The organism is Bradyrhizobium sp. BWA-3-5, assembly GCF_032917985.1.
In the GTDB taxonomy this organism is placed as follows: domain Bacteria; phylum Pseudomonadota; class Alphaproteobacteria; order Rhizobiales; family Xanthobacteraceae; genus Bradyrhizobium.
The window spans coordinates 1,796,199-1,821,564 of sequence record NZ_CP136626.1 but is presented as its reverse complement, the minus strand read 5'-3'; the positions used below and the strand labels follow the sequence as shown (position 1 = coordinate 1,821,564).

The following is a 25,366-nucleotide window of genomic DNA, read 5'->3' as shown; positions in this document are numbered from 1 at the left end:
TCCTTCTGCTCAAGGCAACGCGGGCTCCTTTTTGGGAAGCCACAAAACCAAACTGTTGTTGACAAGAGAGCCCGGACGGCGCGATCAGCCGTCCGGCTAAACGCGTGCTTGCATGTGGCCAGCGTGTGGACAGAGCCGAGCTATGCGCGGATCGATGTCGATGAAGATCGTCATAGGATGTAACATAGTCCCGGATCGCGTTACCAACATTGCGGCGAAAGCGCGCACTAGTTTTCGTGGTTCACGCTAGTCCCCGTCCGCCTTCACGCGGTCACGGGAGGAAGGCGATTTGACGTCAACGTGAGCCGCAGCTCTGCGGGATCGCAGTTATGCTCCTTAGGGTGCCCTTACTCCTGCGAGCTTCGGAAATGACGAGCGGCTTTTTATGAAACGCGACACCGCCCCAAGCTTCAGCCAAGACCCAGCCGCCCCGCTGACCGAGACCAGCGGGTGGCGGGTGATCGGGCTATGGGCCTTTTACGCTATACTCAGCGCTCTGGCCGCCGCACTTTCTGCTGCGATTGGTACACTGCCATACTAGCTGTGGCCCGGTTGATGGTGGAGCTTGCGCTGTTTCGACAAGCCAATCGACAGTATTCTCAAGATTTCCAAGACACCGGCAGCGCTCGTCCGTCGCAGCAGTTTGCACGGGGACGATCCGAACCGTAAACCTGACGGTGGAGATATTCAATTGCCTCGGCTATGCAATTACAGGCGTTGGGCGACCAATCTCCCGGAACCTCACAGTCAGGTGTAATCAACGCAAATGTTCCTCCTTGCCGTTCTCCTCCTTCCTTTCGTCGGAAGCTGTATCGCCGCCCTCCTGCCGGTCAATGCCCGCAACGCCGAGGCATGGCTCGCCGGCTCGATCGCGCTTGTTACTTTCGGCCTCATGGCAACGGCCTATCCGAGCGTCGACAATGGCGGCCAGATCCAGTTGAGAACGGAGTGGGTCGCAAATCTGGGTCTCGAGTTCGTGCTGAGAGCAGACGGCTTCGCATGGAGTTTCGCCATGCTGGTGACCGGGATCGGCTTCCTGGTCGTGCTGTATGCGCGCTACTACATGTCCCCCAGCGATCCTGTCCCGCGCTTCTTCTCGTTCCTGCTCGCGTTCATGGGAGCGATGCTAGGCATCGTGCTCTCCGGCAACCTGATCCAGCTTGTCTTCTTTTGGGAGTTGACGAGCCTGTTTTCCTTCCTGCTGATCAGCTATTGGCATCACAACGCGGCCGCTCGCGACGGCGCACGGATGGCGCTGACCGTCACCTCGGCTGGCGGCCTTTGCCTCTTTGCCGGCATACTGGTGATTGGACACATCGTCGGCAGCTACGATCTGGAGCGGGTACTGGCGTCCGGTAGTGTGATCCGGTCGCATGCGCTTTATATTCCAGCACTGATCCTTATCCTCCTCGGCGCCCTCACTAAGAGCGCCCAGTTTCCGTTTCATTTCTGGCTGCCTCGCGCGATGGCCGCCCCAACTCCGGTCTCGGCCTATCTGCATTCCGCTACAATGGTGAAAGCCGGCGTATTCCTTCTGGTGCGGCTCTGGCCGGCGATGGGTGGAACGAACGAATGGCTATGGTTGGTGGGATCGGTTGGCCTGATCACGTTTTTTCTCGGCGCGTTTCTCGCGGTATTCCAGCAGGATCTCAAGGGACTGCTGGCCTACTCGACGATCAGCCACCTCGGGTTGATCACACTCTTGACCGGACTCGACACCCCTTTCGGACAGATCGCCGCGATCTTCCATATCTTCAACCACGCGACGTTCAAGGCGTCGCTGTTCATGGCGGCAGGCATCATCGATCATGAAACCGGTACTCGCGACATCCGCCGCCTTAGCGGGCTATGGGCCTTCATGCCGATCACGGCGGCGCTGGCTATGGTTGCTGCCGCAGCAATGGCAGGCGTGCCCTTGCTGAATGGCTTTCTGTCGAAAGAGATGTTTTTCGCCGAGACGATCGAGATCCATGACAACTCGCTCGTCGATCAGGCACTTCCGTACATCGTTACCCTCGCCAGCACGTTCACGGTCGCCTATTCGCTGCGATTCATTCGCGACGTGTTCTTCGGCCCGGCCCCGACTAGGCTGCCACGCATTCCGCACGAGCCTCCGCTCCTGATGCGGCTTCCGGCCGAGCTTCTCGTGCTGACATGCCTTGTCGTTGGCGTCGCTCCCGCGTTCACGGTAGCCCCGATACTCGATACCGCCGCCCGGGCGGTTCTCGGCTCGGCGATGCCAGAATACAGCCTGCGCCTCTGGCACGGCTTCACGCCCGAGCTCCTGATGAGCTTCGTCGCTATGGCCGGCGGCCTGGCCGTGTACGTGATGCTGCGCCCCTATCTGCTCACCCATGAGGGACCGCCCCTGCTGCGCCGTATCGACGGCAAACGGATCTTTGATTGGGTTCTTGTAACCTTATCCTGGCGATTGGCACGATGGCTTGAGGGCAACCTAGGGACAAGGCACCTACAGCCACAGCTGCGGCTCCTGGCCGGGGCAGCGTTCGCCGCCGCCCTGATGCCACTATATGCACGTGGAGTCGTGGTCGGAAACTCGCTTCAGGGCCAACTCGACGTCGCCTTTGGATTGCTCTGGATAATCGGGATTGCTTGCGCGCTGGGTGCCGCCCTTCAGGCCAAATTTCACCGCGTGGCGGCGCTGATGCTGCTCGGCGGCGCGGGTCTCGTCACCTGCGTCAGCTTCGTCTGGCTGTCCGCCCCCGATCTCGCCCTGACGCAGATCGTTGTCGAGACCGTAACTACCGTGCTCCTACTGCTCGGTTTGCGATGGTTGCCGAAACGCGTCGTGAAACTCGGCCCAAGCAAAGCCGTCGGCAGGATCCGATGGCACCGCGTTCGCGACTTCGCTATCGCGCTCCTCGCAGGTGTTGGGTTGGCGGCCCTTGCATTGGCGGTGATGCAGCGCCCTGCGCCCGACAGCATTTCGCGGTATTTCGTCGAGAACGCCTACACGATGGGCGGCGGAACCAATGTGGTGAACGTCATCCTCGTGGACTTCCGCGGCTTCGATACGTTGGGCGAGATTACCGTGCTCGCGGTCGTAGCCCTGACCGTTTATGCGTTGCTACGCCGCTTCCGTTCGGCGCCGGAAAGCATTCCCGTTCCGGAACAGCAGCATGCCCAGGATGTCTACGACCACGCGCATCCCGATCGCAAGAAGGGCGACACTGTAAAGGATACGATAGCTACGGCAGCGCTGATGATGGGGCTGCTGTTTCCGGTGATCGGCGTAACGGCCATCTTCCTGCTGCTGCGCGGGCACGACCTTCCGGGCGGTGGCTTCGTCGCTGGCATCACGATGGCGGCCGCATTCATCCTGCTGTACATGGCGCGCGGCACGGTATGGGTGGAGGCGCGTCTGCACGTCATGCCGGTGCGCTGGATAGGATTTGGCCTCCTATTGGGGGGTGGTACGGGAGCTGCCGCCTGGGTTTTCGGACGCCCGTTCCTGACCTCATACTTTGCTTACACCGAACTGCCGCTGATCGGGCGCGTTCCGACTGCCAGCGCGCTCCTCTTCGACATCGGCGTGTTCTCGCTCGTCGTCGGGGCTACGGTACTGATGCTGATCGCGATCGCGCACCAATCTCTGCGGCGCTACGGTGTCCCGCTCCAGAGCGAGCAACGCGCGCCCGCCGATCGACCGAAGGAGGAGGTGGTGTGATGGAGCTTGTCCTGGCCGTCGGTATTGGTGCGCTTGCTGGCTCCGGCGTGTGGTTGATCCTGCGGCCGCGCACGTTTCAAGTAATCATCGGGCTGTCGCTGCTTTCCTACGCGGTCAATCTCTTTATCGTGGCCATGGGACGGCTGCGGACGGGAGCGCCGGTGCTCGTTGCACCCGAAACTGGAGATCCATCGCAATACGCTGATCCGCTCCCGCACGCGCTCGTCCTGACTGCGATCGTTATCAGCTTCGCGACAACGGCGCTGTTCCTTGTTGTCCTCCTTGCATCGCGCGGTCTGGCAGGGACTGATCATGTGGACGGCCAGGAGCCAGAAACGTGAGCAGCGTCGCAAACCTGATTGTCGTGCCTGTCGTCCTGCCCCTCGCAGCCGGCGCCGGCATGCTGCTCCTCAGCGGAGAACGACACCGCAACATCATGGCTGCCGTCAATGTTGCCGTCACCTTTGCACTCGCTTGCATCGCGATAGCGTTGGTCGGAATGTCGGATGCTAGTCCGATGGGAATCAGCCAAGTCTATCGTCTCGGCGATTGGCCGGCTCCGTTTGGAATTGTGCTCGTTCTCGATCGCCTGTCCGCCCTTATGCTGCTTCTGACGAGCATCCTGGCCTTGGCCGCGGTGGTGTTTTCACTCGCTCGCTGGCATCGCGCAGGTGCACATTTTCATCCCCTCTTTCAGTTCCTGCTGATGGGCCTCAACGGCGCCTTCCTGACGGGTGATCTCTTCAACTTGTTTGTTTTCTTCGAGTTATTGCTGGCGGCATCATACGGTCTTCTACTGCATGGCTCCGGCCTTGCGCGGGTAAAGGCCGGCTTGCATTACATCGTGGTGAACCTGGTGGCATCGCTACTGTTTCTGATCGGCGTCAGCCTGATCTACGGCGTTACCGGGACCCTCAATATGGCAGATCTCGCGGCGCGTGTACCGACCATCGCTGCGGAGAACCGCGGTTTGCTCGAGGCAGGTGCCGGCATCCTGGCGATGGCATTCCTTCTCAAGGCCGGAATGTGGCCCCTTTGTTTCTGGCTGCCGACGACCTACGCGGCAGCCAGTCCGCCGGTCGCGTCGATCTTTGCGATCATGACGAAGGTCGGGGTCTATGTCGTGCTGCGACTATCCCTATTGCTTTTTGGAGACGCTGCAGGTGCATCCGCGGGCTTCGGCAGCAGTTGGTTGTTTTTGGGCGGGCTGGCGACGATCGCATTCGGAGCAATCGGAACCTTGGCATCGCAGGACACGGCCCGTCTTGCCGCTTTTTCAGTGCTCGTGTCCTCGGGAACGGTGCTGGCCGCCACCGGGATGGGTCAAGTCGGTGTCACCGGTGGAGCGCTCTTCTACCTGGTTAGTTCGACGCTCGGCGTCAGCGCGTTCTTCCTTCTGGTTGAGTTGATCGAGCGCGGCCGCGAACCTGGAGCCGACATGATCGCCGTGACGCGAGAGGCTTATGGAGAACACGACGAGCACGAAGAGGAAGAGGATGTCGGCGTGGCCATTGTAGCCACTATGGGGGTGCTCGGTGTCGCGTTCATTGGGTGTGCGCTCGTCATCGCCGGGCTACCGCCGCTATCCGGGTTCATCGCCAAATTCGCGCTCCTTACTGCTGTCCTCAATCCGCCGGAGATCCACCGGACCGGTGCCATTCCTGGCGGCGGATGGGCCATGCTCGTGATACTGATCTCGTCCGGCTTTGCGACGTTGGTTGCGATGACGCGAGCGGGTATCCGCTCCTTCTGGGCCTCACCGGATCGAACCGTGCCGCGTGTGCGCGTGATCGAGATGGCCCCGGTCATGTTCCTCTTGATGATTTGCGCCGCCCAAACCGTACAAGCCGGACCGGTCATGCGCTTCATGCAGGCCGCAGCGCAATCGCTGCACGCGCCGGGCGGCTATATCCGCGACGTCCTGGAGACCGATGGGAAAAGCTCCCGAAAGGCAGGCGGCCCATGACACGACTGTTACCTTTTCCGTTCGTGAGTTTCGGCCTTCTGTTGCTTTGGCTGCTGCTCAATCAAACAGCCTCATTGGGACAGTTCGTCATCGGTTGCGTGATTGCGCTTGTCGGCGGCTGGATCCTGACCACACTACAATTGCCAAGAGGGGGCGTTCGCCGGCCGAGTACCCTCCTCCGATTGTTGGGCTTGGTATCGGTGGACATCATTCGCTCAAACGTCGCAGTGGGCAGGATCATTCTCGGCTTTGGAAGGCGACAGCGAACATCCGGGTTTGTGAACATCCCGCTCGAACTCCGCAATCCCTATGGGCTGGCGTTATTAGCTTGCATCATCACTTCGACTCCGGGCACCCTGTGGGTCAACTTTGACCGACAGAACGGTCTGTTGGTGATCCATGTTCTCGACTTGATTGATGAAGGCGATTGGATCCGCACGGTCAAGGGCCGCTACGAACGTCTTTTACTGGAGATATTCGAATGAGCCCCCTCGTGTTGACATATTCACTTGCCGTCGCACAGATGATGTTGGGGTTGGCCATGGGTTGCGCCGCATTCCGTATCTTTCGGGGCCCGCGGGCACAGGATCGCGTGCTGGGCTTCGACACATTGTATGTGAATGCGATGTTGTTGCTTTTGACGTTCGGCATCCGATCGGGCAACACGCTCTATTTTGAGGCGGCTCTGGCGATGGCCCTCCTAGGTTTTGTTAGCACAGTCGCTTTGGCCAAGTTTCTGCTTCGCGGCGAGGTGATCGAATGAATGGCATCGAACAAATGCCGGCTTGGGCTGTGGCGTTAACAGCAGCGCTCATTTTGATGGGTGCCGCGGTTTCCCTGATCGGCTCGCTCGGTCTCCTGTGGCTCCGCAGCTTTTACGAGCGGGTTCATGCGCCTACGCTCGGGGCAACGCTCGGTACTGTGTTCATCGCACTTGCTTCAATGGTCTACTTCTCGGTTCTGGAGAGCCGGCCGGTGCTGCACGAGATGTTGATTGTTGGTTTTGGTGCCGTGACGACACCCGTCGCTCTGACGATATTGGTCGGCGCCGCCCGCTTTCGCGACACAGCTGAAAACGCGGCTGACGTTCTTGATCGTGACCTCGAGCTAAACGGCGACTAGTAACTATTTTGCCCGCACACGGTAACAACGGGTGGCCCGTGCAGTCGAGATTCATCCCTCCACTAGATCCGAATCCCGGTGGGCTTTTCAAGTATTCACGCCAGATCGATCGATATTGGCAGCCACACACGTTTCGAGTCATTTATCGGACCAGCTATAAATGGCCAAGTCGCACCAAAATGCTAATGCCAGCCTAAGCGTTGTGCCGTCTAAATCAGTTGTAGCACTGTCTGCTTTGCCGCGGTCCGCGGACGTGTGTAGCCGTCACGGCTTCGGCTTGTCAGCTTTCTTCGACCAGGAGCGGTAGTAAGCGACGGCGGTCATCAACGTGATGCCGACGAAACTGACCGCGATCTGCATCCCGATCGCGTCGGAGACTTCGACCAGCACGACATGGGCTCCGACCGCGAGGAATACACCAGTGCAGAAGACTTCAAGCGATTGCTGACCGCACTTGATAAGCGGGCGGAACAGCGGCCATTCGAGACCCTCCCAGTCACGCGCCAGCCACCTGTTTATGAAGAAGGCGAGAACAACGAAATGGATGAGGCGATAAGGCGCAAGGTTTGTCTTGTCGTTCGGATTGAACGCATCGTACAGCTGTGTCGGTATCAGGCCAGCGATCTCAGGAAATCGCCCCGCCATCGTGATGATGAGGGAGAACAGCAAGTAGGCGCTGCCGAGCCACAGCAACGCGCGCGACCGGATAAATGGTCTCGCCTCTACTGAGCCCCCTAGCGCGAACCATCCGCCGAATATGAAGAGAAACTGCCAGCAGAACGGATTGAAATACCAGTATCCTGTCGGGAAGGCGGCCAGATTCCAGTCGAAGTGTCGTGCCGCCAAGTACAGTAGGAACGAAACCGCGAGCGTCAGGTTCGGCAATCGCACCATTGTCCACAGAATCGGCGGAAAGGCAGCCATCAGAAGGATATAGAGCGGCAACACGTCCATATTGACGGGTTTGAATGCGAGGACCAGCCCCTGGTAGAGCGTCTCTGCAGGGTCGGCCATGAAGCCGGCCACGTTGAATTCATTCTGGAGATTCGGATTGCTGTAGCGACGCGCGAGATAGCCGATCTCGGCGATGTACATCACGAGCAAGACAAGGTGTGCCACGTAGATCTGCCAAGCCCGCTTTAGAAGGCGTGTGGCACCAATCACGAATCCGCGCTCGAGCATCATTCGCGCATAAACGAATGAGGCGGTGTACCCGGAAATGAATACGAACAGGTCGGCTGCGTCGCTGAAGCCGTAGTTGCGCTGAGTGAGCCAGTTGACCGCATTGTTCGGTATGTGGTCGAGATAGATCGCCCAGTTGGCGAAACCCCGCAAAAGGTCGAGCCGATAATCGCGCCCTCTTGGGGGCAGTATCGTCCGGATCGTCATGTTGCCTCGTCCGCCAGCTGCAGCCGAAGTTATCCGACCTACATTATTGTTAAATCCCCCAATCCGGCGACGAAGACAGGACCAGGGCGCTAAACATCAAGCCGTCAGTCTCGCGCCCGGAGTCCCGACGCTGAGCGGAGACATTGAGCGGTACGTTTTCCTTTCGCTAAGGGCGGTAAGCCGACTTAGCCGCCGCGGTTCCCGGTCTCGAACTAGGCCCGATCAGGGCTCGATCTTACTTCGCGCGCTGAGGCTCTATGAGCCGACCGCTCGAGCGCAGTTCATCCAAGGTCTTGCCATAGCAGTCGGTGACCGGCGGTCTGTTGGTGGGCGTTGCTACAATGCCATTGGCATGGACCGTAACGCTTAGCCTTCTGTCGGCGGTGACATAAAGACCGTCGCCACTCTTGTCGACCCTGGAGAGATACCCGACTCGCCAACTCTGGTCCGCTTGAGCGTAGCACATGATAGATGATGGAAGGTTGGGAAAAGCTGGCTGAGCGGTGGCTCCCGCCGGAAGGCTGAGGAGTGAAATGACTACGATGGCCGCCAACGTCGGCCGAGGTATGCGGGAGACCTTTGCCACTGCGCACCCCTTGCTTCAATCGCCGATGATTAGCTTCAATCATCTATAAAGAGGACAGGTAGGCGCATTCGCCTCAACCCCGTAAGGAGCCATCCCGGAACGCACTTTTGTCAGGACGGGCCGGGAAATGAACGGAGGTGGCACAAAGTCGCGGGGCTGAATTCCTGACGATTGCGATATTCTGCTCAAGCTAGTTGAGGTCTACCGTCCCGACTTGGCCGACAAACAGCACAGCACCGTTCTTTCGCTAGTTATCGACAAACACCGAAACATCAATTGGCAAGCTTTCTTGGAGATTGCACGTAAATACGATGCCTTCGCATCAAACTCAGTCACACCGACCTCCTGGGCTTACTCCGCCGACCAATTTTGGTACCGGGTATAGCGACGCCGATATCCGCGGCCCGGGCCTTGATAGATGCGATAGGGCGATTGAGTTTGACGGTCATGAGCGTAATGCTCTTTCCGGCGTGAGACATCTCGCGGAGTAGTTCGTCGTCCTCTGCAGACCATCGTTCATGGCGATTCTTACGGGTAAACATCACATCACAATTAGATCGATCCTACAGACAGCCCTGGCTCATGCTGGCGGGTTACTCTCCTCAGAATTCAAGCGCCTGTCCCACGGACAGGCCGATAAACGGGATTCGCAGGAGCCAATCCCCGCGCAATCGATTCTCTCCATTCGAAACATCACGCTCGTGTCTCGCTGATTGGCTACGCGTGCGAGTAGCTGGAGACGAGAGTAGTTCGAGGCGGACAGGCGATTTACGGAAGAGGCAGCAGCGCACTCCTTCGTTAGAAGCGACAGGCTTCTGCAGGACAGCACAGAACTATAAGGGGGCTAGAACAGTAGCCGGACGACGCGCCTGGCCGTCCGGCTAAGTGCCTAGTTGCAGGCGGCCGGCGCGAGCACAAAGCCGCGCAATGCGCGGATTGATGTCGAAAGCGATCATCATGGGATTAACATAGTGCCGCATTGCGCCGCCTGCATTGCGGCGAAAGCGCGCACTGGACTTCTCTCTTGCTCCGGCAGATCCCGCTCGTACGCTCCCGGACATCTCAGAACACATAGCATCGGAATCAGAAGGATGCCGGTGGCCGCGATCATGCCGACGAAGACCGGCGTACTCACGTTGTGCCGGGGCGATCTGCGAGGCAGCGCTCGCCTGCCTGGGCTTGTGCCAACTGGCCGTTTCGACGCAACGCTCGCTGGGATGGAACAATTTATTGCTGTCAGCATCTGCATACGAACGTTCCCAACGAAGATGGCCGAGCCCCACTCATCAGGAGACTTGGTTTGCCGTTGTTGTGCGGTGTTGAGGCGCATACATTATCGCGATGTCGACAATCCGCGCTGCTACATGAGCGATGAGATCCTGCGGGACGTCGACATGTACGCGAAAAGCAATGTCCGAGTGGAAAGGCCCCGTCTGCCGAACCCAGTTCGGCAAGAGAGGCTCCCACAAACTGACCTCGCTACCCACCGTTAGGACGGCGCGGTGTCCGGCGGGCAAGGCACTTGCTGACGCGCGCTGCCACAGTCGCACGATGCTCGGAGCGAGACGAAGGAATCACACTCCGGCCGCAGACAGAGACGCTCCGGCTTTGTTCCGGATAAAAAGCGGACGCCCGGGCTGTTGCTCAAGCGCACCCGGGCGCTGGCGGTTTCTTGCCGACATGCGGTCGATCTGCAGCCTTGATGAAGCTCCGTCGAGGCCATCCCAAAAACGTCCCAGCCAACTCGATGTTCATGGCCCATCCAGCATGAAAACTGTACTCAAGTCTCAGTTAAATTCATTTGTATGCTGCATCCTCCGATGGGAAAGTAAATCAAGTTTAGCAAGGAGACATCAAGCCAGGTCGGCGTCGGAGGAAGCCAACCCTGAAAATCTACAATTCAGAATTGAACGGGAAGCTTATGTACCTGCTGCTGGTGCACCGCAAACAAGCTGAACTACTTGAGCTCTTCTAAATCAGTAGGCCGTCTGGATGCTTCCGAGATAGTCGAATCGCCGGTCCGACATCTTCTATCGAGAGCGGGGGTGCAAAAAACATGAACGAACTTTCTGGTCCTGAAACCCGGTTTCACGCATTTCTATTCGCTTCGCTTCGTGAGACAGACGAGATGACATTGACCGTGCTGTCCCTGCTTGCGCGTCAGGACATCGATCCCTGGCAAGAAGCGAACCGCCTGACCCAGCTTTCCGGGGCTGAAGCGGTAAACAGCCTTGCTGCGAGGATCTGGAAATCCAATAGCGAGCAGTGGTCGCCTTCGGAGGCAAGCATGCTGGCCGCTCGTTTAATCAAACTGTTGGCTTCACACAATTTTTCCTCCACCCCGCCTTGGACCGGTGACGGCGGCAGGCTGAGCTATTGGATGGTCGCCTGGATTGTATTCATGTCGATCGCCATATACGGCAACAACATGCAGAACGCCAAGCACTCCGGCGCCTCCGCCGACGGCATTGGCATACATGCGCGGAACGATGGGGTCGCCCGATCATCTCGTGATATCGGAACGAATTAGAGGACGGAGATGCGCGCCGCGCGAGATATGACAATCACCCTTTTCGGCCTAACGCGATCGAGAACATTGTGCTCGGGAATGGAGCATCGTACGGCAGATAGATGCGTCGGGAGCTTGAACAACTACGTACTCTTGCTCAAGGCGACGAACCCGAGCTCGCAACGGTCGAGGAGATAGTCCGCTTCGCGGTGGGATCGGATGTTTGCCGAGCTTAAGCCAGCTCGCCGTGCGATCGTCGATACTATGGTCGTTGTAGAGGAAGTGACCGTGAGTGACATTAAGAGAAACCGGCTTGAAAGCCGCCCGTCCATAGTGTTGACGGCATTCGACCGTGAAAGGTTGACCAAAAAGCTTGGCGACACGCTCTCCACGGCCGACATCGAAACTGCCCTTTTCCTTCGACAAGAGATCGAGCGAGCGGATATTGCTGCAGATGATGTACCGCTAAGTTCAGTCGTAAGAATCGGTTGTGAAGTTAAGTTCGTCGATCACGCAGAGGCGCGAATTCAGCATGCGCGACTTGTTCTTCCGAATGCCCCTCAATGCAGTCATTGCATTTCCGTACTGACTCCAACTGGAACGGCGCTGATCGGACTTGGGCCCGGGCAGTCGATCCGTTGGACTGAGCAAGGTAGAGAGCGAAGCCTCGCGGTGCTGGAAGTGAGCGCGATGAACGACAACTAAGAAGCGGTTCGTTAAAGCACGACGTATCGCTGCAAATCGAGGAAACGTGGCGCATCCATTCTTTACAATCGGGCATTCTACTCGCTCAGTTGGCGAGTTCGTAGACTTGTTGAGGTCCCAGGAAATTGAGCTCGTCGTCGACGTTCGAAGCATTCCGCGCTCGCTGACCAATCCCCAGTACAACGCCACGAAGTTCGCCAAAACTCTGTCCAAGTTTGGAATTGGCTACGAGCATGTCGCTGAGTTGGGCGGTCTCCGCGGAAAGAAACGGGATGTTCCGGTCGGTGTGAATGCATTTTGGGAAAACAGGAGCTTTCACAATTATGCGGACTACGCCATGAGTGGGGAGTTTCGATCGGGCCTTTCCAGACTGCGAGACTCGGACATTGCACCACATCTGCAACAATGTGCGCTGAAACCCCGTGGTGGCGATGCCATCGAAGAATAATTGCCGATTACCTTATCACGGCAGGCGAGACGGTATTCCATATCTTGGGGACCAATCACGTCGTGCCCGCATCTCTCACTCAAGGAGCTGTACTGACGGCAATCGGCACGTTGTGCTATCCCAGTTCTCCTCCTGCCAGATAATTGCAGCAAAGCGAGAACCGTCATTCTTGTCAGACCTAAAAGGACGATCCTAGCTAGCTTCGATTTCGCAACGAGAACGTTAGAGCGGCGTCCTCACAAAGCGAAGGAAGTTCTTTGATTTCGCGGCTGCAGACGGTCGGTTTGCAGATTTGGTGTTGCTTTATCCGCTCCGGACAATGATCCTTGCAACCTCCTTTGCGTGCTTTTTCATGCGCGGCCGGCGTTGCGCACCCGCGAAATCATCACGCCTCTGCGTACCGAAAATAGCACCCGAGGTCATGCGCGGAAATCCCGGCACGGCGCGGCCCGCAGTTCGCGCTGGATGGACGCTATTCAGCCGACCCACTGGTCTTGCATTTGACTTTTCGCAACGAATGTCTACATGTTGTTCCATCATGCTGAGCTTTGCGACATTTCGCCGAGGCCTGTGTCACGCAGGCAACCTGATCGCGGGCAATTAGCCCCGAGCTCAGCGCACGCCGTCGCGTCATGGGCTCGGGGCCCTTCGCAGCAGATTGATTGCCGTTGAGCCTGGTCACTAACTGGTGGTAGGCCGCCCTAAGCTAATACGGCCCTCCCTTATAGAAGTTTGTCTGAGTGCTCCAGGCCGTCCGGCTTAGCGCATACTGGAATCCAAGAACCGCTGGATCCGGTCCGCTGCGGAGGAACTGTTATGAGTGGACGAACAACCAGCTTCGGCCGAGCAATCGGGCTCGATCGGTTCCTTGTTTTATTTGATCGTGTGGCGGGCCTATTGGGCAATAGCGCAAACCGGATTCAAGATGCGACCACGCCATGGTTGGACAAGGACGATCAACTATCCGCAAGATGCAGGAGATAAACATGACAACACATTGCAAAGCGATAAATGCCAGCGGCGAGATCAAGCCCCACATCACGCTTACGGCGAAAGATTACGAGAGCCTTTCGATGCTCGCGCGAGCGGCAGAAACCCGAATGCCGGACGTAGCCGTCGTTCTTACTGAAGAGCTTGAACGCGCGCACGTCCTCGCAGAAGTCTGTTCCGAAAACTCGGTATGCATGGGCAGCGAGGTTGAGTTCCGCGACGACACCACGGGCAAGATCCAGACTTTGATGCTGGTCTACCCTGGCGATGCTGATATTGCTCACGGCAGAATATCCGTACTCACGCCAGTGGGGGCCGCTCTGATCGGCCTCAGCGCCGGGGATTCCATCACATGGGAAACGCGGACTGGCGAAGTTCGGCGATTGACCGTTCTCAAAATTCGCGAACCTGTGCTCGCCTGAGAAACCGGAGGATCGAATGGAGAAGGCTATTCGCGATAGGATGGCTGCGCTTCCGACAATTCAGCACGTCCGAGACGAAGCAGCGGGATCTGCCGCCAAGGCTGAGCGGGATAATCCGCGCGTGGCGCTTCATGTCGTGACAGATAGCCAGGCTGAAACCCCTGATCACTTTGTCGAACGAGATGGGCTGCGCTTTGCCGGAACTCATCTCATTATCGATCTCTGGCATGCATCGCATCTCGACACGATTGAGGTCGTTGAGATGGCGCTACGCGAGTCCGTTGCTGCCGCCGGCGCGACACTGTTGAAGCTGGACCTTCATCGTTTCGCGCCGAGCGGCGGGATTACTGGCGTAGCTGTACTCGCGGAGAGTCACATTTCCATCCACACATGGCCGGAGTTCGCCTACGCGGCCGTCGATGTATTCATGTGCGGGGGTGCCGATCCGCATAAAGCCATCGAGGTGCTTAAGCGATCCTTTAATCCTCAGATGCTGACGGTCTCTGAACACCGGCGAGGAGTGATGCTATGAGGGAATTTCAGGAAAATCTGTATGAGCACCACTCGCAGACGTTCACTATCGATGCCGAGTTGTACCGCGGGCAGACCGAGTTCCAGGAGGTCCTCATATTTGAGAACCGACTGTTCGGTCGCGTACTGGTTCTGGATGGAATCGTGCAGCTGACGCAACGCGACAACTATATCTATCACGAGATGCTCACACACGTGCCGCTCATGGCGCATGCCCGGACCAAAAGCGTGCTCATTATCGGTGGGGGCGATGGCGGCGCCCTCAAAGAGATACTAAAACACCCTGTGCAGCAAGTCGTGATGGTCGAACTGGACAAGGATGTTATCGCGTTGTCAAAGCGGTACTTCCCGGAGGTATCGAGCGGAGCATTCGAGGACGGACGTGTTAGTCTGATTGTCGGAAACGGATTCGAATACGTGGCGCAGACTCGGAGACAATTCGACGCAATTATCGTCGATTCCACGGATCCGATTGGGTCCGGAGAGGCCCTTTTTACAAGATCATTTTACGCACACTGCCGAAAATTGCTTCATCCGGGCGGCGTGCTCTCGCTCCAAAGCGGCGTTCCCTTTTACAATCCAGAGCAGTTACAAGCTGTGTGCGGCCGACTTGCCTTTTCGTTCGAGGGCGTCCGACCCTACCTCGCACCTGTTCCAAGCTACGCGGGAGGAATGCTGGCCCTCGTCGCGGCCGGCGAAAGTCATAAAGCGCTGCGACCGCCGATAAAGACGTTACGGGAGCGCTTCCAGCGACTGCACTTGCGCACTGACTACTACTCGCCGGTGATACACAGAGCAGCGTTCACATTGGCGCCGCGCTTTGGATCCTGCGCCAAAGCGAACGCCATCGGATCGGAATCGGCTGCTCGGCCTGCTTGAGAGTACATCGAGGCCGCTGCAACGGTACGATGACTGGGTCACGGCTTCACACTATCAACTGTGAGGACGTCCATGTCTCCGTCGACAAGGTATGGCATGCGGTCACCGGGTCGAAGACCGACGAGCGCCGCCCCCAAGTTCGATAAAATAGAGACGTGGCTCGGATGGGACGTGATATCTTCTGGCCACATCAGTCGCACTGTCTTTCGGCTAATGCATCGGCTCGTCCAGTATGCGACCCACGACCCCACCCTCACAAGTGATTTGACATTGTAAGCGTCCTCCGAAATGATTTTCCGCCTCCTCGTCTCAGTGAGCAAAAATAGCGCATACTTGTCACCTCGCTTCGCAGAGGACAGCGCGAGCTTCTCGAGCCGGGAATGGTCACATGCCGTTAGGGTAATTGAAGGTAAAGACACCATCACTCTCCTCTGAAGGCCACACTAAGGTGAGCCTTCGCAAGGGGCAACGAGGCGTATGTTGATGTGAAGTGATCCCGGACCGCAGGAACCGCTGCCGTTGGTTAAATTCTCGGTTTCGATCGTCGCGAGCTTGTAACCGTCGATACAGCTATCGCAGCGTTGGTGCCACTCTCCGGAAGTGACGTTTCGAGTGAACGTCAGGAGCTAACCGAGGAACTGATGGCGTTCTTGCTTGAGAAGGATCTCGGCGGGCTTGGAGCATCTCTGCGCGTCGAAGAAGGGTCTGCTTTCGAAGCTATCTCAGCTGGAGTCGACAGGATGAGGCCTGATCTGGGTCCTATGTGTTTCCAGCATGCCAGAAGATCTACTCTGGAGAGATACGAGCGCTTCGACATGGACCCGAAGCCGTCGGAGCATATGTTGTGAAAAGGCAGCGCGACATCCGCCTCCTGTTGGCCGACGTAGACGGGACACTGGTTACACGAGGCAAGGTGCTCACCGAAGCAACAAAGGCAGCTGCTGTGGAACTGCATGACGCCGGCCTTGCGCTTGCCATCACCAGCGGCCGCCCTCCACGCGGCATGAGCATGCTTATCGAACCACTCAACCTGCAGGGAGCTATCGCCGGCTTCAACGGCGGCGTGCTTGTTAATACCGACCTCTCTGTCATCGAGAGCCACACGCTCGATCTCGCGACAGCCAGGCAGACCCTCGAATTGATGCTGGACCGCGAGCTCGATGCTTGGATTTACACTGCGGATGACTGGTTCATCCGTTACAAGAATGCGCCTCACGTTGCGCGCGAGACGTCGACGGTAAAGTTCGACGCGAAAGTCGTAGCGTCCTTCACCGACGAACATTTGGCGAAGGCGGTGAAGATAGTCGGTGTCTCCGATGATCTTAACCTAGTGGCCGATTGCGAGAAAATGGCTCAGCGCATTCTAGGTAGGAATGCAAGCGCCTCTCGCTCGCAACCCTACTATCTTGATGTGACTCACCCCAACGCCAATAAGGGAACAGTCGTGACCACTTTATCCAAATTTTTCAATGTACGACCTGACCAGATTGCGACGATCGGGGACATGCCCAATGATGTGTTGATGTTTCATAAAAGTGGCTTTTCCATTGCCATGGGCAACTCCAGCGATGAAGTGAAATCTCAAGCGAGTGCCGTTACGGACACCAATGAAAATGAGGGTTTCGCTAAAGCAGTGCGGAAGTTCGTTTTGAGGTCGACGACAAGTGAATGTGGTAGATAAAGATCCGCGTTTGGGCATCTGGAGAGATCTCGTCCACGGCCACGATGGAGATACCGAGGCCACCTTGAAGGCGCTTCGAAGTAACCATTGGGCTCGTTCATGCGTTTAGTTCCCTAACTTGACCGCATAAACGGGGCTGACCTATGCCGAATACTTACACACACGCTCCTCTTTCCGACGAAAACGCGAAGGAATTCAGCCTGCTCGACCGATATTGGTGTGCGGCAAACTATCTGTCGGTCGACCAGATCTATCTTCTCGGCAACCCATTGGCTTCGCTCGAGTTCAACATTCGGGGCACGCCTCCTTAGGTCTTTTGATCCGAACGCATTCAGAAAAGTATCTCGGCGTCGCTTTGAACACATTGCCATTTTGACGAATCGAGACGCCCATCGCGAGCGGCCGGAACGCGGAGTAAAGACCGCATTCTTCTTGCGCTGACATCGTAGAGTGTGATGCGATCATCCATCATGACCACAATGTCAGGGCACGTCGTCTGAGCGCACGATTCCGCCTTCGCTTTCCAGTCGATTAATCTGTTTCACGTCTTGGCGCGTGAATTTCAAGCGAACACCAGCTCCCATGCTGCCATCCTCTTCGATAACGACCACTCCAAACTTCTCAAAAGCGCGGCCCGCAGCTTCGGCATCGCGTTCCGAATTGAGCCAGGCGCTGCCGCTTGCCTCCATCAAAGCTAACGTGTCGGCTGGAATTCCGGCAGCTGCCGCGAAATCCTCCCGGCTGATTCCAGTTAAGGCGCGCGCGGCAGCAATCAAACGCCCGGTCATTTTAATCTTGGAGCTCATGTTTACATCTCTTTGCTGGATGGAGTGATGCGTTGTTTTTGCCTTTCGGTCGACCTTACCGCATTCCCAACAAACCGTGTCGGTAACGCCTCGGACCACCGCGCAATTGGTACCCTGCACTCAAGGATCTTCTTCGAAGTGCTTGCGCGGACGGGCAATTGGGAGTTGCCAACCACGGCGGATCGCCATCAGGCGAAGTCCAAAGCACAGTGCTGCCCCGGCAATCGTTGTCGCGGTTGAGGGAATGTGCAACAGACTGCCCGCAACCACCACCGTCGCACCGGCCAAAGCGGCGACAGCATAAAGATCGGCGCGCAGCACAGTTGGAATCTCGGCGACAAGGACATCGCGCACCATGCCTCCGCCTATTCCCGTCACCATGCCGAGCAGCGCCGCCATGACCGGATCCAGGCCCAAGGCTAACGCCTTTTGGGTGCCGGACACGGCGAACAGCGCCAGTCCCGCAGCGTCGAACAAGAGGACAGAATTGTGCCGCCGGTCGACTCCGGGAAACCAACAGAAGGTGAGTACGCCAGCCAGAAGGGAGACGGCAAGATATCGCCAGTCACTGATCGCTGCGGGCGGGACCGCGCCAATCATCAGATCGCGCGTGATACCTCCGAAGTTCCCTGCCACGAACGACAGCACCAGAACACCAAACAAGTCGAGCCGGCGCTTGACGGCAGCGGTGGCCCCGCTAAGTGCGAAGACAAAGGTCCCGATGAGGTCGAGCACCAAAAGCAGCGTGTTCATCGCGATCGGCCGCCCTACGCGGAGTGAAGTCCATACTCTACACCTCCCGTGCCGATCAGACACAACAAATGCCGCTCCTAAGCCGCTGCCACCCGAGCCGCACAGCGACGATCAATGTTCCAACGCATTGCGACGTACTGGCGCTGGCTGGGCTACATCTGACAACGTGACGCAACGCCCGTACTCCCGTAACGTCCCGGGACAGGTCCCTTCAAGAGAACGAGGCAGAAACAAGGTCCCGAACCATGGACATCAACGTCGACCAATCCCCCAGGGGGTTAGCCTCACCAGCAGACCATGGAGCAGGTGTTGGCGGCGCTCGACACCGATGCTGATGTCGGCCTGACCCGCGCCGACGCCCTTTCGCGGCTCGACCGCTTCGGCAGGAACGAGCTCACGGCCGAAGCGCCTGTGCCTGCGTGGCGAAAATTTCTCGCCCAGTTCACCGACGTCCTCGTCATCCTATTGCTCATTGCGGCACTCGTCTCCGCCGTGCTTTGGCTCTATGAGCGCGAATCCGCCTTGCCGTACGAGGCGATGGCAATCTCCGCGATCGTGCTTCTCAATGGCGTGATCGGCTATATCCAGCAGGCCCGGGCGGAGCAGGCTGTAGCCGCCTTGCGGCAGATTTCGGCGGCACACGCTAACGTTGTTAGAGATGGCACCCTGCAGAGCATTGCGGCAGCCGAGATCGTGCCCGGCGACATCGTCCTCATCGAGGAAGGCGACACGGTCCCGGCCGATGCCCGGCTGCTCCAAACCGTCGTCCTGCAAACGGCCGAGGCGGCGCTCACCGGCGAGAGTCTGCCGATGTCGAAGAACAGCGCGCCGGTGACCGGAGAGGCGGGACTTGGAGATCGGCGCAACATGGTTTTCAGCGGTACGACGGTGACCTACGGCCGCGGGCGCGCGGTTGTCACCGCCACGGGTATGCAGACCGCGATGGGCCGTATCGCCGGCATGCTGAAGGCGGCGCAGCAGGAGACGACGCCGCTGCAAAAGGAGCTTGACCGCGTCGGCAAGCTGCTCGGACTTATCGTAGTCGTCATCGCGGTGGTGATGATTGCCACGATCCTTCTTGTCGAAGATGTGACTGGGATCGCGGCCATCTTCGACGTCCTCATCCTCGGCGTCGCGCTCGCGGTGGCCGCGGTCCCGGAGGGCCTGCCCGCGATAGTGACAGCGGTGCTCTCGCTCGGCGTGCAGCGGATGGCCAAACGTAACGCCATCGTGCGCCATCTCGCGGCCGTAGAGACGCTCGGCTCCGCCAACGTGATCGCTTCCGACAAGACCGGAACGCTCACCAAAGACGAGATGACCGTGCGCGTGATCGCCACCGCTAGCGGACGCGTCACACTCGGTGGCACCGGCTATGCGCCGGAAGGGCCGCTCAGCCGGGACGGCGGCGGAGAGATCGTCGGCGCGCAGCGCTCAGAATTGGTGCGGACGCTCTCCGCCGCCGACCGCGCCAACAACGCCGTCCTGCAGGAATGCGAGGGTCGCTGGGCGGTTCAAGGCGATCCGACGGAAGGCGCGCTGATCGTCGCCGCCCGTAAGGCGGGCTTGGAGGCGGAGGCGCTCGACGCCCGCTTCACGCGTCTCGGCGAGGTGCCATTCTCCTCCGAGCGCAAGCTGATGAGCACGGTCCACAGCGACGCCGAACACCAGGAGCGCCTGCTTGCCTTTACCAAGGGCGCGCCCGACGTCCTTTTGGCACGTTGCTCGCACGAGTTCGCGGGAGATGAAGCGCGTCCGCTGACGGAGAGCCGCCGCTCGGAGATCCTCGCGGCCAATGAGACGCTGGCCGGCGAGGCGCTGCGTACGCTAGGCGTCGCCTTCCGCTCGCTGGCCGCCGGGCCGAAAGCGATCGATGAAGGAGTCGAGCAGGACCTCGTTTTTCTCGGACTGATCGGCATGATAGACCCGCCGCGGCAAGAAGCGAAGGATGCGGTCGCGCGCGCGAAAGGCGCCGGCATTCGTCCCATCATGATTACGGGCGACCATCCAAAGACCGCTTCGGTCATCGCCGCCGAGCTCGGCATCGCGGCCGACCACCGCGCTGTCACTGGTGTGGAGATCGAGAAGCTGTCAGAAGAGGCGCTGGAGCAGACGGTCCGCGAGGTGTCGGTCTACGCCCGCGTCAACCCCGAGCACAAGCTGCGTATCGTCAATGCTCTACAGCGCGACGGCATGACGGTGGCCATGACCGGGGATGGCGTCAACGATGCTCCCGCGCTCAAGACCGCAGACATTGGGATCGCCACGGGCATTACCGGGACCGACGTCTCGAAGGAGGCTGCCGACATGGTGCTTGCCGACGACAACTTTGCCACGATCGTTGCGGCCGTTGAGGAGGGGCGAGCGATCTTCGCCAATATCCGGAAGTTCCTGCGCTATCTCCTGTCGTCGAACATCGGCGAGGTCATGACCATGTTCTTCGGAGTGCTCCTGATCGACCTGATCGAGCTGTCGCAGGCGGGTGGCGGGGTCGTGCTCCCGCTGTTGGCGACGCAGATCCTTTGGATCAACCTGGTTACCGACGGCGCGCCAGCGCTCGCCCTTGGCGTCGATCCAGTTGATACGGCCGTGATGAATCCGCCCCCTCGGCCGCGCGGCGAAGGCGTGATCACACGTCGCATGTGGGTCGGCATCCTCTTTGTCGGCCTTGTGATGGCGGCCGGGACCTTGCTCGTCCTCGATGCTTCGTTGCCGGGTGGTCTCATTGAAGGGACCGGCACGATGCGCTACGGCCAGACGATGACCTTTACGACCCTGATGATGTTCCAGCTCTTCAATGCCTTGAACGCCCGTTCGGACGAGGAAAGCGCCTTTTGCGGCCTTTTCCGGAACCGCTGGCTCTGGGCGGCCATCGCCTTATCGCTCTTTCTGCACGCGGCCGTTGTCTACGTACCCTTCCTGCAGGAAGCGTTCTCGACTAGCGGCCTCGACGTCGGCGATTGGCTTCTCTGCGCGGCGGTCGCAAGTTCTGTACTGTGGCTCCGCGAACTGAGCAAGGTCATCACACGCGCGATTGGCGGTGACCGAAGCCGCACCGCGTCGTAGCGTCCAATCGCCATGGCGCGGGCCGACAACGCACGAGCATACGACCGCCGGTGACGGGAGCGGCAATGAAAGCCCATCAAGTCCTCGTCGCAAGACAGAGGAAAAGCCTGTTACGCTTGGCGTCGCGACGGATTTAATCAGGGGCGACATTTCTTCTGGGGCGAGATCTTGGCAGGCGAACTGATCACCAGCATTCCGGTGGCGATCGCCTACAACTCGTCCCTGTACCGTTTCATCGAGGGAATAACGAGCGGCGCCATCAAGTAGCATAGCGCGCCGTCGCCCCGCCCCAGTCCGGCAATCGGCAACGACATCTTTATCCTGAACACGGGCTGACGGCGTGTCTATTGACCATCAAACGTTCTGCACATTCACTGACAAACCAGTACGGGAGTTTTAGCGTGCGCCAGCACCTTGTTCGTCACGCTGCCGACCAGCAGCTTGGAAAGCCTCGCTCCGTCCGTGCGAGGACATGACAATGAGATCGCACCCTTTTCCTCTGCTGCTGCGATGATGCCTTGATGAGGCTGCTCGTTCTCCACTTGAATCGTCTCGCAGGAAACATCAGCCTCCGTGGCCGCATTTGCCGCGCGATTCAAAGCGCTTGCGGCCTGTTCCCTGCGTAATTGAGCATATGTTGCGACGGCTTCAAGGAACCGCCCCTTGAACCATTACGGCGCTTCTATTGAATACTATTTTTAGTTCGAGGCCAAGTTGTTGGATGATTTCAAGCACTTTTGCCTGATGAGGCACGTGTGTGGCGACGATCACGGTTCCAATTTCAATCGGGATCTTTGCATCTTGGACGGCCTTGATAAACCGATCAGGCAGTGGTTCGGCCAACAATGTGGTTTCTCGGCTACTCGGCTCATACGCCAGAGCTCCGTTCTCAGGACGACATAGCTGAAGGCTTCTATGAATGGACAGATCGTGAGTAGATCGTCGAGCCGTCTGCCTGTAGCTAAAATGACGTGGCGACCAGAGGCTCGCAACCTCTGAACGGCCGCCGCTGTTGCTTCCGATACGCTTCCTCCCGTGGCGAGCGTACCGTCTGTAATCAACGCTAGATATCGCATGGACAGATCTACGCACGTTCGGTTTGGGAAATTGCATAAGCTTCCGCGATCTCGACGACGATGCTAGCCAAGGCGGCCTCGAACAGAAGCGCTCTCAAGGCGCTCACCCGATATCACAGGGGACTCATGCATCTGCCGGTTAAGAGCGCAGACTAGTCCCACCGTCATGCAATCGCAAGTATTCCGGCTTCTGCAAACGCAAAGTCGCTCGGCAAGGTTCTTTCTTCCATTCAATGGCTTGAAGCTTTTTGAAAGGTCGGAGTAGCGTCGCGTGAGCAAGTACGGCTGTCGCTTTGATAAGGGCGTATTGCGCACAAAGTTTTTGTTCGCGTGTCAATCGTCTCTCGGCTGTGGTTATCGGGACGACATCAACTCTAGATCTGATCCTGTTGACCGCGACTTTTCTATCATCGTCGACTGGCGAGAAAATGAGACTGAACGCAAGCGCGTCGTGCCCGTTGACAAAGAAGGCGCGCAAACCCATATCTGGAATATGATCCCCGTACCGCACCATCTTTTCATGCGGACCCGCGCAGGCCGCCTTCAAACAGGCGGTTGAGCCCGGACCTCTGCCGAGCCATTGATTGCTCTGGTCCGGATCGAAATCCAAGCAGATACAGCACTCGCTGTCTTACTTCCCCGGAAGTGATGCGACGCAGGTCGTGTCGCCGCGGATGCATGGGCTGCGGCGAGGCTACCGCGGCAGCATCGGGCCGACATCGTTGCGTATCAGGGCAGACCTGCTGGGCAAACGGAAAGGTTTAGGACATGACCCCCTCTTCGAACACATTGAGCATACCGCCGCCCAAGGCCGACCCCGCCGTAGTTCGCTTGGAAAAAGCACAACATCTCGCAAATGTCAGTTCGACGTCTTCAGAATTGCTGAATGATCGACTAGCTGGCCAATATCTTCAACAGCCGGCCGCTTCTGCTGACCGACTGGTACATGCGACGATCGCCCGGATGACAGGTGGCCTGTCACCGGCCGCATTGGCCATCGCCTACTGGGACTGGGCAGCGCATCTCGGCCTCTCGCCGGGCAAGCAGATGCAGCTACTCGGCAAGGCGGCCCGCCTGTGGAATCGGCTCGCTTGGCAGAGCGTGCTCGAATGTTCCCCGCTGGGACAATTCGCAATCGAGCCTTGCATCGAGCCGTTGCATCAGGATAAGCGTTTCGCGGATGCCGTTTGGAAGCAGTGGCCGCATAGCCTCGTCTATCAGAGCTTCCTGTTGCAACAACAATGGTGGCACAACGCCGTAACTGATGTGCCGGGCGTCACCAAGCAGCACGAAAATGTCCTGGAGTTCGCCTCGCGGCAGATCCTCGATATGCTATCGCCTTCGAACTTTCTCGCTACTAACCCGATCGCGCAGCTGCGAACGATGGAAACGAGAGGCGCCAATCTAATACGCGGACTTCAAAACTTTGCCGACGACTATCAAAGGACGATTCTCGACAAGCCCTCCATCGGCGCCGAGACGTTTCAGGCCGGTCGCGATGTGGCGATCACCCCGGGCAAAGTCGTATATCGGAACCATCTCATGGAGCTCATCCAGTACACACCGGCTACCGATGAGGTCAGGCCCGAGCCGATCCTGATCGTACCGGCTTGGATCATGAAATACTACATTCTGGATCTGTCCCCAACAAACTCGCTCGTGCGCTACCTGATCGAGCTTGGTTTCACAGTATTTATGATCTCCTGGAGGAATCCCTGCGCAACGGCTTGTTGGGAGCACCTGGATGACAATGATCGCAACCTCAGCATGGAAGACTATCGGCAGCTTGGGGTCGTGTCAGCCTTGGACGCCATCGAAGCGATCACCCCAAATCAGAAAGTCCATTCCGTAGGTTACTGTCTCGGCGGTACGCTTCTGTCGATCGCGGCTGCTGCGCTGTCGCGGGATGGTGACGATCGACTCAAGACCATCTCTTTTCTCGCGGCTCAGCAGGATTTCACTGAGGCCGGCGAACTAACGTTATTCATCAACGAAAGCCAGGTATCCTTTCTTGAGAACCTGATGTGGGCGCAGGGGTATCTCGATGCAAAGCAGATGCTTGGTGCCTTCCAACTCCTGCGGTCGAAGGATCTGATCTGGTCTCGGATAGTACACGATTATCTAATAGGGGAGCGTACTCCGATGACCGACCTTATGGCGTGGAATGCGGATGCAACGCGCATGCCATTTCGTATGCATTCAGAGTATCTGCGTGAATTGTTCCTGAACAACGATCTCGCCGAAGGGCGATTTAGGATAGGAGATCAGGTGATCGCATTGTCCGACATCCGTGCGCCAATCTTTGCGGTGGGCACCGAACGGGACCACGTTGCACCTTGGCGGTCGGCATTCAAGATCCATCTGCTTGCCGACACCGACGTTACCTTTCTTCTTACGACGGGTGGCCATAATACGGGTATCGTATCTGCGCCGGATCGGCTCGATCGCACGTACCGGATCTTACGCAAGCGGGTGCGAGATCGATATCTCGATCCTGACGCGTGGCTTGAACGAGCGCGACGGAGGGATGGGTCCTGGTGGCCGGAATGGGTTGCATGGCTCGAGGCTCAATCAGGAGCGCCGGTCGCTCCGCCCCAACTGGGTGCGACCGGGTCCGGATACCCCGTCCTTTATGACGCGCCCGGGACCTACGTACTGGACCGATGAGTCACAAGGATCACGATGGCACGCTTTGACCTGAGGGTTCGAAGCCTGCCTCGCTACTTCCCGGCCTGACCCCGATCACGAAAGG

23 protein-coding genes and 1 pseudogene are annotated in these 25,366 nt (G+C 58.2%); 17 read left to right on the top strand and 7 right to left on the bottom strand.

Going from position 1 to position 25,366, the window contains the following annotated elements; all coding sequences use genetic code 11:
- Positions 1-766: 766 nt before the first annotated feature.
- Genes RX331_RS08785 through mnhG form a run of 6 tightly spaced genes read left to right on the top strand, consistent with a single transcriptional unit; the run spans position 767 to position 6,776 of the window.
- Positions 767-3,688, top strand: a complete 2,922-nt coding sequence (locus RX331_RS08785; RefSeq protein ID WP_317256198.1) for a monovalent cation/H+ antiporter subunit A — start codon at positions 767-769, stop codon at positions 3,686-3,688.
- Positions 3,688-4,029 carry a Na+/H+ antiporter subunit C gene (locus RX331_RS08780; RefSeq protein WP_317256197.1) on the top strand — a complete coding sequence of 114 codons (342 nt, stop codon included), beginning with the start codon at positions 3,688-3,690 and terminating at the stop codon, positions 4,027-4,029. The genes RX331_RS08785 and RX331_RS08780 overlap by 1 nt, the downstream gene beginning before the upstream one ends.
- A complete protein-coding gene (locus tag RX331_RS08775) occupies positions 4,026-5,654 on the top strand; it encodes a monovalent cation/H+ antiporter subunit D (RefSeq protein ID WP_317256196.1) in 1,629 nt (542 codons plus the stop codon). Before RX331_RS08780 ends, RX331_RS08775 begins: the two co-directional genes overlap by 4 nt.
- The gene (locus tag RX331_RS08770; RefSeq protein ID WP_317256195.1) at positions 5,651-6,139 is read left to right on the top strand and encodes a Na+/H+ antiporter subunit E; all 489 of its coding nucleotides are present in this window, start codon (positions 5,651-5,653) and stop codon (positions 6,137-6,139) included. Before RX331_RS08775 ends, RX331_RS08770 begins: the two co-directional genes overlap by 4 nt.
- Complete coding sequence (locus RX331_RS08765; RefSeq protein ID WP_317256194.1) at positions 6,136-6,417, top strand: K+/H+ antiporter subunit F; 282 nt, start codon at positions 6,136-6,138, stop codon at positions 6,415-6,417. Before RX331_RS08770 ends, RX331_RS08765 begins: the two co-directional genes overlap by 4 nt.
- Positions 6,414-6,776, top strand: coding sequence for a monovalent cation/H(+) antiporter subunit G (gene mnhG, locus RX331_RS08760; RefSeq protein WP_317256193.1), 363 nt, complete (start codon positions 6,414-6,416; stop codon positions 6,774-6,776). The genes RX331_RS08765 and mnhG overlap by 4 nt, the downstream gene beginning before the upstream one ends.
- Before the next feature lie 264 nt (positions 6,777-7,040).
- Here the strand turns inward: mnhG and RX331_RS08755 are convergent, their stop codons facing one another.
- Positions 7,041-8,165, bottom strand: coding sequence for an OpgC domain-containing protein (locus tag RX331_RS08755; RefSeq protein ID WP_317256192.1), 1,125 nt, complete (start codon positions 8,163-8,165; stop codon positions 7,041-7,043).
- A 2,642-nt stretch (positions 8,166-10,807) separates the two neighbouring features.
- On the opposite strand from RX331_RS08755, the gene RX331_RS08750 reads away from it, so the two are divergent.
- The 7 genes from RX331_RS08750 (at position 10,808) to speE (ending at position 15,235) form a co-directional block, all read left to right on the top strand.
- A complete protein-coding gene (locus tag RX331_RS08750) occupies positions 10,808-11,281 on the top strand; it encodes a hypothetical protein (RefSeq protein WP_317256191.1) in 474 nt (157 codons plus the stop codon).
- Between the two features lie 198 nt (positions 11,282-11,479).
- Complete coding sequence (locus RX331_RS08745) at positions 11,480-11,965, top strand: GreA/GreB family elongation factor (protein ID WP_317256190.1); 486 nt, start codon at positions 11,480-11,482, stop codon at positions 11,963-11,965.
- 46 nt (positions 11,966-12,011) lie between these two features.
- Positions 12,012-12,413 carry a DUF488 domain-containing protein gene (locus RX331_RS08740; RefSeq protein WP_317256189.1) on the top strand — a complete coding sequence of 134 codons (402 nt, stop codon included), beginning with the start codon at positions 12,012-12,014 and terminating at the stop codon, positions 12,411-12,413.
- Positions 12,371-12,556 carry a hypothetical protein gene (locus tag RX331_RS38715; protein WP_410708148.1) on the top strand — a complete coding sequence of 62 codons (186 nt, stop codon included), beginning with the start codon at positions 12,371-12,373 and terminating at the stop codon, positions 12,554-12,556. Before RX331_RS08740 ends, RX331_RS38715 begins: the two co-directional genes overlap by 43 nt.
- An 843-nt stretch (positions 12,557-13,399) precedes the next feature.
- The gene (gene rnk / locus RX331_RS08735; RefSeq protein WP_317256188.1) at positions 13,400-13,825 is read left to right on the top strand and encodes a nucleoside diphosphate kinase regulator; all 426 of its coding nucleotides are present in this window, start codon (positions 13,400-13,402) and stop codon (positions 13,823-13,825) included.
- A gap of 16 nt (positions 13,826-13,841) precedes the next feature.
- Complete coding sequence (speD, locus tag RX331_RS08730) at positions 13,842-14,357, top strand: adenosylmethionine decarboxylase (protein ID WP_317256187.1); 516 nt, start codon at positions 13,842-13,844, stop codon at positions 14,355-14,357.
- A complete protein-coding gene (gene speE / locus RX331_RS08725) occupies positions 14,354-15,235 on the top strand; it encodes a polyamine aminopropyltransferase (RefSeq protein ID WP_317256186.1) in 882 nt (293 codons plus the stop codon). Before speD ends, speE begins: the two co-directional genes overlap by 4 nt.
- A 38-nt stretch (positions 15,236-15,273) precedes the next feature.
- Here speE and RX331_RS38710 read toward each other — a convergent pair whose 3' ends face one another.
- Positions 15,274-15,657 (bottom strand): hypothetical protein, encoded by a 384-nt coding sequence (locus tag RX331_RS38710; protein ID WP_410708146.1) that lies wholly within the window; start codon positions 15,655-15,657, stop codon positions 15,274-15,276.
- Positions 15,658-16,079: 422 nt separating this feature from the next.
- On the opposite strand from RX331_RS38710, the gene RX331_RS08720 reads away from it, so the two are divergent.
- A complete protein-coding gene (locus RX331_RS08720) occupies positions 16,080-16,916 on the top strand; it encodes a Cof-type HAD-IIB family hydrolase (protein ID WP_317256185.1) in 837 nt (278 codons plus the stop codon).
- 482 nt (positions 16,917-17,398) lie between these two features.
- On the opposite strand, the gene RX331_RS08715 is transcribed toward RX331_RS08720, so the two are convergent.
- Together RX331_RS08715 and RX331_RS08710 are read right to left on the bottom strand one after the other, a co-directional pair.
- On the bottom strand, positions 17,399-17,722 hold the full coding sequence (locus tag RX331_RS08715) for an XRE family transcriptional regulator (RefSeq protein ID WP_317256184.1): 324 nt from the start codon (positions 17,720-17,722) through the stop codon (positions 17,399-17,401).
- A 120-nt stretch (positions 17,723-17,842) separates the two neighbouring features.
- Entirely contained in the window at positions 17,843-18,475 is a 633-nt protein-coding gene (locus tag RX331_RS08710; protein ID WP_317256183.1) for a trimeric intracellular cation channel family protein, read from the bottom strand.
- A gap of 297 nt (positions 18,476-18,772) precedes the next feature.
- On the opposite strand from RX331_RS08710, the gene RX331_RS08705 reads away from it, so the two are divergent.
- Positions 18,773-21,538 carry a cation-translocating P-type ATPase gene (locus RX331_RS08705; RefSeq protein ID WP_317256182.1) on the top strand — a complete coding sequence of 922 codons (2,766 nt, stop codon included), beginning with the start codon at positions 18,773-18,775 and terminating at the stop codon, positions 21,536-21,538.
- Positions 21,539-21,909: 371 nt separating this feature from the next.
- On the opposite strand, the pseudogene RX331_RS38705 reads toward RX331_RS08705, so the two are convergent.
- The 3 genes and pseudogenes from RX331_RS38705 to RX331_RS38700 form a co-directional block, all read right to left on the bottom strand.
- Positions 21,910-22,161, bottom strand: a pseudogene (locus RX331_RS38705) (universal stress protein); the annotation flags it as partial.
- 25 nt (positions 22,162-22,186) lie between these two features.
- A complete protein-coding gene (locus RX331_RS08700) occupies positions 22,187-22,381 on the bottom strand; it encodes a hypothetical protein (protein WP_317256181.1) in 195 nt (64 codons plus the stop codon).
- Complete coding sequence (locus tag RX331_RS38700) at positions 22,306-22,614, bottom strand: HAD family hydrolase (protein WP_410708144.1); 309 nt, start codon at positions 22,612-22,614, stop codon at positions 22,306-22,308. Before RX331_RS38700 ends, RX331_RS08700 begins: the two co-directional genes overlap by 76 nt.
- Positions 22,615-22,885: 271 nt before the next feature.
- Between RX331_RS38700 and RX331_RS08695 the strand changes: the two genes are divergently transcribed.
- Together RX331_RS08695 and RX331_RS08690 are read left to right on the top strand one after the other, a co-directional pair.
- Entirely contained in the window at positions 22,886-23,173 is a 288-nt protein-coding gene (locus RX331_RS08695) for a hypothetical protein (RefSeq protein ID WP_317256180.1), read from the top strand.
- A 209-nt stretch (positions 23,174-23,382) separates the two neighbouring features.
- Positions 23,383-25,281 (top strand): PHA/PHB synthase family protein, encoded by a 1,899-nt coding sequence (locus RX331_RS08690; protein ID WP_317256179.1) that lies wholly within the window; start codon positions 23,383-23,385, stop codon positions 25,279-25,281.
- The last annotated feature ends 85 nt before the right edge of the window (positions 25,282-25,366 follow it).